The organism is Stutzerimonas stutzeri, assembly GCF_024448895.1.
Classification (GTDB): domain Bacteria; phylum Pseudomonadota; class Gammaproteobacteria; order Pseudomonadales; family Pseudomonadaceae; genus Stutzerimonas; species Stutzerimonas stutzeri_Q.
In genome coordinates this window covers 1-13223 of record NZ_JAMOIC010000028.1, presented here as the reverse complement: position 1 = coordinate 13223, position 13223 = coordinate 1, and the positions used below count along the sequence as shown (strand labels likewise).

General features: G+C 59.4%; 10 protein-coding genes. 4 read left to right on the top strand and 6 right to left on the bottom strand.

Going from position 1 to position 13223, the window contains the following annotated elements; all coding sequences use genetic code 11:
- The first annotated feature begins 53 nt into the window (after positions 1-53).
- Positions 54-2285 carry a catalase/peroxidase HPI gene (gene katG, locus NA619_RS22235; RefSeq protein WP_255963961.1) on the top strand — a complete coding sequence of 744 codons (2232 nt, stop codon included), beginning with the start codon at positions 54-56 and terminating at the stop codon, positions 2283-2285.
- 37 nt (positions 2286-2322) lie between these two features.
- Here the strand turns inward: katG and NA619_RS22230 are convergent, their stop codons facing one another.
- Complete coding sequence (locus NA619_RS22230; RefSeq protein WP_255963960.1) at positions 2323-4290, bottom strand: methyl-accepting chemotaxis protein; 1968 nt, start codon at positions 4288-4290, stop codon at positions 2323-2325.
- A gap of 263 nt (positions 4291-4553) precedes the next feature.
- Between NA619_RS22230 and NA619_RS22225 the strand changes: the two genes are divergently transcribed.
- Positions 4554-5351: a flagellar biosynthesis protein gene (locus tag NA619_RS22225; RefSeq protein ID WP_336605476.1), complete on the top strand. Its 798-nt coding sequence runs from the start codon at positions 4554-4556 to the stop codon at positions 5349-5351.
- A 79-nt stretch (positions 5352-5430) separates the two neighbouring features.
- Here the strand turns inward: NA619_RS22225 and NA619_RS22220 are convergent, their stop codons facing one another.
- Entirely contained in the window at positions 5431-6153 is a 723-nt protein-coding gene (locus NA619_RS22220; RefSeq protein ID WP_255963959.1) for an FMN-dependent NADH-azoreductase, read from the bottom strand.
- Between the two features lie 115 nt (positions 6154-6268).
- Between NA619_RS22220 and gcvA the strand changes: the two genes are divergently transcribed.
- Positions 6269-7174 (top strand): transcriptional regulator GcvA, encoded by a 906-nt coding sequence (gene gcvA / locus NA619_RS22215; RefSeq protein ID WP_255963958.1) that lies wholly within the window; start codon positions 6269-6271, stop codon positions 7172-7174.
- A 152-nt stretch (positions 7175-7326) separates the two neighbouring features.
- On the opposite strand, the gene NA619_RS22210 is transcribed toward gcvA, so the two are convergent.
- Entirely contained in the window at positions 7327-8967 is a 1641-nt protein-coding gene (locus NA619_RS22210) for a BCCT family transporter (RefSeq protein ID WP_255963957.1), read from the bottom strand.
- A 467-nt stretch (positions 8968-9434) separates the two neighbouring features.
- Entirely contained in the window at positions 9435-10292 is an 858-nt protein-coding gene (locus NA619_RS22205; protein ID WP_255963956.1) for a DMT family transporter, read from the bottom strand.
- 334 nt (positions 10293-10626) lie between these two features.
- Between NA619_RS22205 and NA619_RS22200 the strand changes: the two genes are divergently transcribed.
- On the top strand, positions 10627-11733 hold the full coding sequence (locus NA619_RS22200; protein WP_255963955.1) for a hypothetical protein: 1107 nt from the start codon (positions 10627-10629) through the stop codon (positions 11731-11733).
- A 229-nt stretch (positions 11734-11962) separates the two neighbouring features.
- Here NA619_RS22200 and NA619_RS22195 read toward each other — a convergent pair whose 3' ends face one another.
- Together NA619_RS22195 and NA619_RS22190 are read right to left on the bottom strand one after the other, a co-directional pair.
- The gene (locus NA619_RS22195; protein WP_255963954.1) at positions 11963-12469 is read right to left on the bottom strand and encodes a hypothetical protein; all 507 of its coding nucleotides are present in this window, start codon (positions 12467-12469) and stop codon (positions 11963-11965) included.
- A gap of 224 nt (positions 12470-12693) precedes the next feature.
- A complete protein-coding gene (locus NA619_RS22190; RefSeq protein WP_255963953.1) occupies positions 12694-13002 on the bottom strand; it encodes a hypothetical protein in 309 nt (102 codons plus the stop codon).
- Positions 13003-13223: the final 221 nt, after the last annotated feature.

Here is a 13223-nt window from a genome sequence, read left to right as displayed (position 1 = left end):
ACTTCACTGAAGCGACGCCTGAGCGCGTCATAGATAACCGTGAGGAGCAGAACATGAACGAAGAGACTGGCGAAAAAGCGGGCGGTGTATGCCCATTCGGCCATGGCGCCGGTGCGCCCCGCAAACGCCCGGGCAACCGGGACTGGTGGCCTGAAGCACTGAGCCTCACATCGCTCAACCAGCATTCGCCACGTTCCAATCCTTACGGTGGCGATTTCGACTATGCTGCTGCATTCAATTCACTCGATCTAGACGCGGTGATCGCCGACCTCCACCAGGTGATGACCGACTCTCAGGACTGGTGGCCGGCGGATTTCGGCCACTACGGAGGCCTTTTCATTCGTCTGGCCTGGCACAGCGCCGGGACCTATCGGATCACCGATGGCCGCGGCGGCGCCGGTGGCGGACAGCAGCGTTTCGCACCGCTCAACAGCTGGCCGGACAACGCCTCGCTGGACAAGGCCCGGCGTCTGCTTTGGCCGATCAAACAGAAGTATGGCCGTAATCTTTCCTGGGCGGACCTTTACGTGCTCACGGGCAACGTGGCGCTGGAATCCATGGGCTTCAAGACCTTTGGTTTTGCCGGCGGACGCGCGGATACCTGGGAGCCGGAAGAGCTGTTCTGGGGCCCCGAAGGCACCTGGCTGGGTGATGAACGCTACAGCGGCGAGCGGCAATTGCATCCGGGGCTGGGCGCTGTACAGATGGGTTTGATCTATGTGAACCCGGAAGGGCCCAACGGCAACCCCGACCCCAAAGCCTCTGCCATCGATATTCGCGAAACATTCAGCCGCATGGCGATGAACGACTATGAAACCGTGGCGCTGATCGCCGGCGGCCACACCTTCGGCAAGACCCATGGCGCGGGTGACCCCTCGCTCATGGGGCCAGACCCCGAAGGCGCCGTCATCGAAGATCAGGGCCTGGGTTGGCGCAGCAGGTTCCAGTCCGGTGTAGGTGCAGACGCCATCACCTCGGGCCTGGAAGTCATCTGGAGTCAGACCCCGACGCAGTGGTCCAACTACTTCTTCGAGAACCTGTTCAACTTCGAATGGGAGCTGACCAAGAGCCCGGCTGGTGCGCATCAGTGGGTCGCAAAGGACGTGGGGGAAATCATTCCCGACCCCTTCGACCCGAACAAGAAGCGCAAGCCAACCATGCTTACCTCGGACCTGGCGCTGCGTTTCGACCCGATCTACGAAAAGATCTCCCGTCACTTCCTCGAGAACCCGGACGAATTCGCCGATGCCTTCGCCAAGGCGTGGTTCAAGCTGACCCACCGCGACATGGGTCCCATCGGCCGCTACCTCGGGCCGCTGGTGCCGCAGGAGAAGCTGATCTGGCAGGACCCGATTCCCGAGCGCGATCACCCGGTAATCGACGAGGCGGACATCGCCTCTCTGAAGCAGAAGCTGCTGAACATGGGCTTCTCAGTTTCTGAACTGGTATCCGTTGCCTGGTCTTCTGCCGCTACCTATCGCGGCTCAGACAAGCGCGGAGGCGCCAACGGTGCTCGTATCCGCTTCGCGCCGCAGAAGGATTGGGAGATCAACAACCCGGCTCTGCTGGATCGCGTGCTGCAGAAAATCGACGAGATCCACAACGCGTTCAACGCCTCAGCCAGCGCCGGCAAAAAGGTCTCCATGGCGGACCTGATCGTGCTCGCCGGCTGCGCTGCCATCGAGAAAGCGGCACAGGACGGCGGCGTGGCCGTCACCGTGCCCTTCACGCCAGGGCGGATGGATGCGCTCGAAGAGTGGACCGATGGGCCCTCGTTCGAAGCGCTGCGGCCGGTCGCCGATGGCTTCCGCAACTACTACCACGAGTCCCACTTCATGGCGCCCGAGGAAGCACTGGTCGACAAGGCCCACCTGCTACGCCTGAGCGCGCCCGAAATGACCGTGCTGGTGGGTGGCATGCGTGTACTCGGCACCAATTCAGACGGCGGTCAGGAGGGCGTCTTCACCAAGCGTGTGGGCACGCTTTCGAACGACTTCTTCGTCAACCTGCTGAGCATGCAGAACGAATGGGTCGCGACTGAGCACAAGAACCGCTTCCAGGGCCTCGACCGAAAAACCCGCCAACCCACATGGACGGCCACCCGCGTGGACCTCATCTTCGGCGCGCAATCGGAGCTGCGTGCCCAGGCCGAGGTATACGGCATGGCCGACGGCAACGAGAAGTTCGTGCAGGACTTCGTCAAAGCCTGGGACAAGGTGATGAACGTGGACCGGCTCGATATCGGCAAGCCCGCCGATAATTTCAGCCAGAAGCTTTCGGCGTAAAGCAGTGCGGCGGCGCCTTCGGGCGCCGCCTGCGCTACTACTCCGTGCGGAAGCGCCCCACCAATTGCTTGAGTGCGCTGCTGAGTTCACGCTGCTCGTGTGAGTAACGCTCGACTTCGGTTGCCTGACCGGACACCTGACTGACCGCGTCATTGATCGCGACTACGTTTCGGTTGATCTCTTCCGTCACCAGATGCTGCTCTTCGGTGGCAGTAGCGATCTGCGTGGTCATATCGCGAATCATCTGCACGGCACCCTCGATATTCTCGAACGCGCCCATGACTTCACCGGCCCGCTCGATGGCTTTGGTCGACTCCGACAGACTGCGATCCATGCTTACCGTTACTTCGGTGATGCGGCTGACCAGCAGGTTGATGATCGTGTTGATCTCGCCGGTGGAGTCCTGGGTGCGCTTGGCTAGGTTGCGGACCTCATCAGCCACTACGGCGAACCCGCGTCCCTGTTCGCCCGCTCGCGCCGCTTCGATCGCGGCATTGAGCGCCAGGAGGTTCGTCTGTTCGGCGATCTGCTGAATGGTCGACAGGATATTGTTGATGCTCACCGTCTCGCGTTCGAGTTCTCGGATCACCTTGCTTGAAGCTTGCAGCGTCGCGCCCAGCTCGTTCACGCCTGCGGTACTTCGAGCAATGACTTGTTTGCCGTTGTGTGTTGCGCTCAGACCCTGCTCGGAAATTTCAGCCGTTCTCACACAGGTATGGGCCACCTCGTTGGCGGCGGACGCCATTTCGGTCACGGCGGTGACAATCTGCTCCACCGCGCTCGACTGACGGTGCAAGCTTTCCGACATGGCGGTGGTGCGCTCGTTGGTCTGGCTGGAGACGCCGTGCATGCTGACGGCGTTTTCCTTGATCACGGTGATCATCGACTGCGTGGACTCGATGAACTGATTGAACCACTTGGCCAGTTCGCCGGTTTCGTCCCGGGCCAGCACGGGGAGTCGATGAGTCAGGTCTCCTTCGCCCTGGGCGATGGTGCGCAGCCCTTCCTTGACGAGATTGATGGGGGTGACGATGCGATTGGCGAAAATGACCCCAGCGACACCAAACAGCGCCACCAGGACGGCGCAGGCAACCAGCGTCAGCCAGGCCAGCCTGTTTGCGCCGGCCAGGATCTCGTCGACCTGCATGAAGCCAATGAACTTCCAGCCCAGAGTCGGTGAGGTGAAGACGTTGGCCAGATAGTCGACGCCATCGATGGTCACTTCGATCACACCGTTATCTGTCTGCCCGATGGTCGTGACGTGATCACCCGTCAGCTCGCTGAGCTTCTTGAAGTTGTTGGCCGGCTGGAGACCGTCGACCAGCAAGGTTCCGCTGCCCTCTACCAGCATGAAGAAACCGGTTTGGCCAAAACGGATTTTCTCGATCATGTCGGTCAGAGCCTTGAGCGACACATCCACGGCCACGACGCCTGCGAAGTCGCCGGACTGGTCCTTCAAGCCTTTGAGCACCGACACGTAGACCGCGTCGTCTGGTTCCCAGTAGTAGCCGTCGAGGCGCGCCAGCTGGAAATTGGCATCCTTGCCCAGGCCGTACCAGGGACGCTTGCGCGGATCCCAGTCGCCGTAATCGCCGGTGCCCGGCCACTCTACGTAGCCGCCCTTGGTATCGCTCATGTAGACGTAGCCAAGGGTCGGGTTGTTATTACCGATACCTGAGAAGTAATCAAAGATCTGCTTCTCGCGACCACCGCTGGCCGTGGCGGTCGCGCCGGGCTTGCGAGGCGGCCCGAAGTAGGTGGTCAGCTCGCCGCCTTCGGTGTCCCGGACAGCGGTGTAGTCGGCCATTGCCGCAACGGTCTGGCCAACCGAGTCGAAGAAGGTCACAAAAGTGTTGTTCACCAGATTTACGTTCAGGCTGCTGGTTTCCTGGAACTGGAGCTTGGCCTCCTCGGTTACATTGCGGATGGTAAACAGGGCCACGACAAGTACGGGAACGAGCGTCGCGACCAGAAAGCTCAGCAGCAACTTGTGCTTTATTTTCATTGGAGTAGATGCCTCTAGCCGGTTTCTAGACGCCCGCGCTGACCTGCGCTTCGTCTTTCGAGAGCTCGTTACGCTGATCCAGTGCGATGAGCAGCCCCGCCATTGCAGCGCGTCCAGTCGACGCGTTGGTAAGCGATAGCGGGCAATAAGCTATCGGCGTGTAGTGGTGACGGCTTGAGCCTGACTCCCCGATTCGGACGAGCGGTAGGGTGGTCGAATCAAGTGCGGGGCGAACCTAATGCCAAAGAGTGTTCGTGCCAGGTATGGGGCCGTTAAAGGCGCTTAATTCGAGATTGCCGCCAAGGGTGCAGGGCAGTAATGTGCCGACCGGCCGCTATGGCGGCCTGATCCATGCCCGGCATTCGATCGCCTACATTCGAAAGGACGACGAATGCCCTTCACACAAGGACTTGTTAATGAAATCTCTTTTCCTAGCTTCCCTCAAAACATCGATGTTGGTTGTGCTGGCGGCGAGCATGGTGGGATGCGTCACCAGCCGCTCCGTTGTCGATGTCTCCGTTCCGGTGCTAACGGGCACGACAGGGCAGAAGGTCGTGATTACGACGTTCGACGAGCGGACTTTTGAGGCCAAGCCGCGTAGCGCCGATATCCCTTCGTTGAAAGGCGGCGAGATCAACGACACATCGATCACCGAGCGCGCGTTTGCTCGCAAGCGCAATGGATACGGCAAGGCACTAGGGGACGTGGTGTTGCCCTCAGGCCGCTCGGTCAGCCAGTTGGTTGGCACCGCTGTCGCCAATGCCTACTCACAGTCTGGCTATCAGGTTGTTGAAAGACCGAGTGCGGATGCCCGCCAGGTGACGGTGCGCATCAAGGAATTCTGGACCTGGTTCTCGCCAGGTTTTGCTTCTGTGACCGTCAACAACAAGGCGAACCTGATCGTCGAGACAGACGGCCAGTCGCCTATGACAATCGCCACTGAAGTGAACGACGGCATGCAATTCGTCACGGACGGCGACTGGGCCAAAGTGACCAGCAAGGGCCTGCTGGAAGTGACTTCTGCGCTCGGGAAGAAGCTCGAAGCGAGCCGCACGCAATAGTTCGGCACTGATGTTTCCTTGCGCCGGCTTGGCCCGGCGCGAGGAAACTGGACCATCAAGGCTGCATTCGCATCCAGCGCTAGACGGCTTCAGCCTGCCGTTGGGAGGACTGGCTCATAGACGGCGCGTCAAGCGTCCCCTGAAGCTCAGCCACCAACACATCAACCTGACGCAGCGCCTGCTCTACCGAGGCGGCCAACACTTCGCCACCCGTTTCCTGCCCTTCGATGGCGATCTGGTGGATGCGGGTAATGCCGATGAAATCGAGAGCTGTCGCCAGATTTGGCTCCAGGTGATTCAGCTGCGCCATCTCCCCACCGGGACCAAAACCGATGCCGCCCCTGGCGGTGAGGATGACCGCGTGCCGTGGCCGGTCCGCCAGTAAGGGTACATAAGGCTCAGGGAGTTTGGTTTCGTCGAGTCCAACGGTTCGGTGCAGGCGCACGATCTGGTCCACCCACGCCTTGAGCGGGGCCGGCATCCCGAAGTTGTAGAACGGCGTGCCTATGACCAGCACATCGGCAGCGATCAGCTCATCCACAAGCTGATCGCTTTCTGCCAGCGCGTCCTTCATCCAGGGTTCGTGGCGCTCTGGCGGCGTAAAGGCCGAGGCGATCCAGTCATGGTTAAGGAAAGAGGGCGGGTTCTGCCCGATGTCCCGGTAGGTGATGCTGTCCTGCGCGCGTTGGGCCCGCCACTGACTGACGAAGCGGTGGCTGAGATGGCGGCTGTGAGAACCGTGCTCGTCTTTTCCGGCAAGGCCGGGGCGGGCGCTGGCGTCGAGGTGCAGAAGGTGCGTCATGGTGGGTCTCCTGTGACTGAATTCATCTGTCATTCGCGGTAAACCCAGACTAGATTTAGGCTCTGCAGGCGACAAACGACCATTTCTTTCAGCTACAGATGAGGAAAACTCAGCCATGGCGCATCGCTGGTTACCTTCGCTTTCCGCCCTGCGGGCCTTCGAAGCGGCCGCTCGCCATGAAAGCGCCAAGCATGCTGCCGACGAGTTGAACGTCACCGCCACGGCTATCAGCCACCAGATTCGCTCGTTGGAAGAATCGCTCGGCGTGGCGCTGTTTCTTCGCAAACCGCGCAAGTTGGAGTTGACTGCCCAGGGGCGTGAGCTGCAGCAGACGCTGGAGGCTGCGTTCGACAGTATCAGCGGAGCGGTCGAACGCCTCAGCGCGAAGCCCTGTCGGCAGGCGATCACCCTGACCACGACACCCGCCATCGCGGTTCGCTGGCTGGTGCCCTGGGTGTGCATGCTGCGCGACACCCATCCCGACATTGACCTGCGCTTCCACACCTCCCACGAGCCGGTCGCCCTGGATGGCGTCACGGCGGATGTCGCTATCCGCTACGGCGATGGTCGCTGGCCGGGGCTGGTGGCGGAAAAGCTGTTCGACAACACCTTCGTCCCCGTCTGTAGCCCGCACCTCGGTTTGCGTGATGCAGCCGAGCTACCCAGGCACTCGCTGATTCACTTTCATGCCCAAGCCGCAGCGTCCGCCCCGATTCATTGGGCGTCATGGCAGAAGCTCGCCAACGTACCGGGGCTGGACGTTAGCGCGGGGCTGGTGTTCTCCGACGAGACGCACGCCATCTCAGCCGCCATCGGCGCCCAAGGCGTGGCCCTGATGAGCCGCCAGCTGATCGAGGATGAACTGAAGGAAGGGCGGCTGGTGCAGCCGTTTGGGCCAGAGATGCCGGGCAAGCCGTTTCACCTCGTGTATCCGGAGAGCCGTCGGGATGACCCGACCATTCAGGCGGTGCGGGAATGGGTGATGGCGGTGCCGGGTGGGTTGTGTGAGGTGGCGGGCTGATGCCGACAGCGCCGGGCCGCGCTATGCGAAGTCCGGGCCGTAGGGTGGAAAACGGCGAAGCCTTTTCCACGCGTATCTTCCAGGCTACTTGCTAGCTGTCCACCTCCCACCTCGCCAACGGGCAACGAGGCGGAGGAAGACGCGGCGCGGCGTTATCGCGCCTTTGCGATCGTTCGGTGCGGCCCCTTGAGTTCGCTTTTCAGGCCGATAACGATGCTGACGCACATCAGCAGCAGGACAAAGGTGAAAGGGAAGCCGGTCGTCACCACCATGGACTGCAATGCTTTGAGCCCACCACCCAAGAGCAGGGCGATGGCAACGAGGCCTTCGAAAATGCACCAGAACACCCGCTGAGGAACGGGGCCGTCGTCCTTGCCGCCGGACGTGATGGTGTCGATGACCAGCGAGCCGCTGTCCGATGAGGTGATGAAGAAGATGGCGACCAGAACGATACCCAGCAGGGACAGCGCCTGAGTGAACGGCAAGACGTCGAACATGGCGAAGAGTTTGACCTCCAGTGCCGCATCCGCCACGGCGCGATAGCCGTCATGGATGTACTGGTCGAAGGCGACGCCGGAAAAGATCGACATCCAGAGGATGCAGACGGCAGAGGGGACGATAAGCACGCAGATCATGAATTCGCGCACCGTGCGGCCGCGGCTGACCCGAGCGATGAACATCCCTACGAAGGGCGACCACGAAACCCACCAGGCCCAGTAGAACGACGACCAGCCCTGTGCGTAATTTGCGTCCTCGCGACCGAAGGGATTAGACAGTGCGGGCAGATAGGCGAAATAGCCGACCACCGAGTCCGCGACTCGCTCCAGGATGGCGCCCGTTGGGCCAAGCACGAACACGGCGACCAGCAGCACGAACGCCAGGATCATGTTGATTTGCGAGGCACGCTTGACGCCGCCTTCGAGCCCCCGCAGGACGGAATAGGTGGCGATACCGGTAATCACCGCAATCAACACGATCTTTGTCGTGTCCGTCACGGGAACGCCGTAAAGAAAGAACAGGCCGGCATTGATCTGTTCGGCGCCAAGCCCAAGTGAGGTCGCAAGACCGAAGAGCGTTGCCAATACGGCCAGAATGTCGATGGTATGGCCGGTCCAGCCCCACACACGCTCGCCGAAGATCGGATAGAAGGTCGAGCGTATCGCCAGCGGAAGGCCCTTGTTGAAGGCAAACAGCGCCAGAGCGAGCCCCACGACGGCATAGATCGCCCAAGCCTGAAGCCCCCAATGGTAGAGCGTGGCGGCAAGCCCGAGCCGGGCAGAGCCTTCGACATCACCAGGCAACCCACCCAGCGGCGCCCAACTGTCAGGGCTTCCCGCATCGTCCGCAACGGCGCTTACAAAGTGAGTCATCGGCTCACCGACGCTCCAGAACAGCAACCCTATACCCATGCCCGCCGCAAACAGCATGCAAAGCCATGCCGATAGCGAGAAATCCGGCGTCGCATTCACCCCACCAAGCCTGACCTTGCCATAGGGCGACAACGCAACCGCGATGGCAAATACCAGAAAGATGTTGGACGCAAGGATGAACAGCCAGTCGAAGCGACTCGTCACCCAACTCATCGCGGCGTTGAATATGCCAGTGGCGAAATCCGGAAACGCGAGGGTGAATATGACGAACACGATCGTCATCAAACCGGAGATCGCAAAAACAGGATTGTGGATGTCGACATCGAAGGGGCCGATGTTCGTGACCAGGTTGTCCTGGCCGATCTGGTAATCCGTGTCGATCAAATTCCCGCCTGCCGCAGGGGTTTCGTTGCTATCGGCCATGCTTACCCTCCAATTTTTATTTAGCTTATCCGTGCGTGTCCTGCCCCTCGGCTACTACCTTTGGTATCAAATGCGCGAGCCTGGTGAGCATCAAGGTCAACAAGCATAACCACGATTCCTACGCTCGTGGTCTAGCACGCGTCCTCAGGCATTCGGTCATGGTTACACAGGATCAAAATAAAAACGGGTCCCGCTGCGACAGCGACGACTACATCACCGTCAGCGACAGCCGCTATTTAGGCCTTTGGAGGAGGGGCTGCCGACCAGCCATTGCCTTGGATGTGTGACCTGCCGAGTCGGCGTGTCATGGACAATCAGCGGCTTACCACTCAATGCGTGGAGGTAATGGTCTGGCGGTGCAAGCCTTCCTCAAGGTTGTATCAGCCGGTTGCCCTCTGGCTTGCACGAGGGGTAACCGAGCCACCCAGGCGCCCATTGAGACAGGTACCCGGCTTCCCAGGGTTCGTTCAGGCCGGCACCGCAGTGCGTGGTCGCAAGGTCAGGCCGGCGTGTACCACCAGCGTTGCGATGACCAGCGCTCCGCCATAGAGCGTCGCGCTGGCGGGCGTCTCCTGCAGGAAATACCAGGCCCACAACGTGCCGAGGACGCTTTCCAGCAGATAGAACAGCGCTACTTCGGCCGAGGGCAGATAGCGGGTCGCGTTGTTGATCATCAGCGTGGCTAATGGCATCTGCACCAGGCCCATCACCGCCAACGCCCAGTAGCTCGTAGCGCCCAGGCCGAACGGCTGGGCGTTCGGCAACGCAATCAGCGCGGCCGCCAGCCCGCCCAACGCAATGAGCGGCATCCGATCAATACTCGGGTGGCGGCGCAACAACGTGAGGTTGGCGCCCACCGCGGCTGAGGACAAGAGCGCATATCCATTGCCGGCGAGATCCGTCGGAGTAAAGGCGCCGGCGAATACCACCATGATTCCCAGCGCCGCCACGCCGATCGCAAGCCAGGTATGCAAGGCCACCTGCTCGCGCAGGAAGAACCGGGTGAAGAGGGCGGCGAACAGGGGCGCTGTACTGAGCACCACCACCACATTGGCAATCGTGGTGTGGAGGACCGCCAGCACGAAGAAGATCGAAGTAAACGCGAGCAGCAGGGCCGAGCCCGCGCTGATCAGCGGACGCTTCATGATGCTCGCCCGGCTTCTAGCGGACAGCGAAAAAACGCCCAATGCCACGAACATCAACAAACCCCGCCAGAACACAATGCTCCAGCCGTCCGCCTGCGCCAGCCGCACCAACAGGCCATCGAAGCTGAGTACGAAGATGCCGCTCGTTACAAGTAGCAAGCCGCGGGCTGAATCTCTCATCGGTTGGTCCTTGGTTTGCCGTTGAGGGCGCCGTGGGCTTGCCTGGGCGAACTGTTGAGTAGGGCGCGTTCAGACGTCACGACGATGATGGCCTCGGTTGTCTTCGCGAGCCTGTCCAGAAGCGGCCTGGGGGCGATGGATCGCGACCGTAACGTCTGCGGCTCGCTCACTAGTGAGTCGAAAGGACGTCAATAACGATTCCCTAGGTCACGTACCAGAACACGTCCAATAGCGGGTTTGAGCTTGCGTCGGCTTAGAACCAATCGTTTGGGCCATACTAATTTTTTGGCGTATGACCAAGGATCTGAGCTCCCCATCTACCGGATTCATAACAATGTTCTCACGCTCAATTCTCGCTGCCGCAATATCTCTGACATTGATGGCCCAGGCTCACGCTGCTGGCACCGCCACTTCTGAGCAGATGGGTAATTCCAACCTCACAGAGATTACACAGCAGGCAAATCAGAACGTTTTGGCTGCTACGTTGCAGGAAGGTGTTTCCAACCAGGCGATCATTGACCAGAAAGGCGCAGAACTCACCATTCAGACAAGTCAGCGTGGCGCCGGAAATCTGTTGGATATCCGGCAGGACGGATGGGAGTCAACTGCCGAGGTAAACCAGAACGGTCAGGCAAATATTGCGACTGTTTACCAGCTGCCTTTCGACAATGCTCAGCTGACGGCCCTTATCGACCAGACCGGTCAGGGGAACGAAGCAATTATCGAGCAGCTTGACGCTAATGTGACCTACGCCAGAACTACGCAAGACGGTATCAACAACTTCGTTGAAGTCGAGCAAAAATGGCAAATGAGCAACATCAGCGTTACGCAGATTGGCGAGTCGAACGACGTATCGGCTAAGCAAACGGGGAGCGGGGCTGATGTTCTCCAAACCGGCAATAACAACAATGTCGAGCTAGACCAATATTCCGATTCGTATGCCAGCACCAATATCGAGCAAAACGGCAGTTTCAACGATGCCAAAGTCAGTCAATCTTCCGGTGGGCGCTATCCAGGCGGCACTGTAGACCTTTACCAGCGAGGCGAGGGTAACCAGGCGCAAGTTAGCTCAGGCGGAGCTTGGGCCGATGTCAACTTCGATCAGATAGGTGCTGGTAACGGATTGACGATTAGTCAGTCCGGCATAAATGTCAGCGTTACTGGTTATTCCAACGGCCAGAACAATTCTGTCGACGTTATTCAGAGTGGAGACGATAGTTCGCTTGATATCGCTCAGAATGGAGCGGACAACATCATTGAGGCGTCACAGTCTGGCGGTGTTTTCTATAACGGAACTAATGATTCCGGAGTCATCTCTCAGACCGGTACCGCCAACTTCGCATCGCTCACTCAAGTCAGCCCTAGCGGCGACCTGAGCGCTAACTCGGCGAGCATCATGCAAAACGGCATCGCTAATAGTGCGACCATCACTCAGCGCTGATCATTGCACTCACCAAGGCGGCGGGGCGTGGTTACCCTGCCGTCTGTCTCTGTCTAAGCGCCCCGCATCAGTTGCTGGGATAACCGCCGGTCCTGACGGATGATGAAAGCGGAGTAGGGGTAGTCTGATACGCGGGTCACTACTCATGCTTCCGCAAGAAGGGCGGAAAACGGCGAAGCGTTTTCCACGCGTCCTTTCTAGGCTACTTCGCTAAGCCGAACGTCCCGCATTATGGTTTCGGCCGTGATGTAAGGCTCTTTGTCTTGGCCGCAAGAACAGCAGCCTGAATCACGCTCAGCGTTTTCTTGCCAGCCGGGTATTCAAATACTTTGCTCTCAGCCAGGGTGTAAACGCGCTCGCCGTTGTTCAGCGTGACCTCCAGAAATGCCAGGTGATCTGTCCATGAGCGATAACGGCGCACCATGAACAGGCTGTGTTTGGAGGTAACCGAGCGAATGCGGGCTAAGGGTATTTGCCGGTGACTCGCGTCTCGGGTAATCACAAACTCATCGTTATGGATAAACGCAGGGCCGCATTTCTTGAGCCGGACACATTCAACACCAAAGCGGCCCCCCAGGATAAAGAGCACCGGTACAACCAGCCATATCTCGGCGCGTTTCATGTCGGGCAATGCGAACAACAACAGAATGCAGCTCGTCACGAAAATGGCGAGCGTAATAAATCGATAAAAATAGACGTTTTGGAATTCCATGAGGGTCAGAAAGCGGGTGTCCATGCGCGTGTTATCCCTCGAAGTTTTTTAAGAGCACTGACGGGCTATAGGACATTTGCCCTGCGCTAGCCAATCTCACCCAGTTTCTTGTGGTTGCTTCGCTACAGGCATTTGGCTGCAGCTCTGAGTCACTTATATGAAGGCGTTGCGCCGCATCGGCCACCTCACTTCCGTTGCTACCGGAGCGCAGGCTGCCCCAAGGAAAAAGTTAGCAAGGCTCGTCTGGGCTAGTTGTTACGCTCGCTCTCTAATGCTCGCGCTACATAGCCCATCACGATACCGGCGACGATACCGATGGCTCCACAGGTTAACCCCATGTGCCTGTTTGTTATGAAGCCGACGTTTTTCACATGGATTGGCAAGCCAAGCAGCCCGGTAAAAAACAGCATCGCAGCCGACATGGCAGTGAGAAATATGCCGCCCGCTCGCCACGACTGGTTGGGAATGCCCTTGCTTCGGCAATAGGCATACGTGATGCCCAACGGCAGCGCGAACTGGGTAGCGAGGAAAAGGATCAGGTTGCTGCTGTCGTTCATCGTTGTCTGGCTGCTGTTGAGTCCGAGCACGGTATTGCATCTGCCTGACATGCCGGGTGATCTATCACGCAAAACGGTAGAGAGAGGGTAGGTCGTTTAACAGCACGTGCGGTACCGGCCGGAAAGCGCAGCGGCATGCAAGCAGGATTGAGATAGTGTGGAACACGGCGGAGCCTTTCCACGCATTGCTGCGGGCTACGTTGCCAGCCAATGCGTTATTC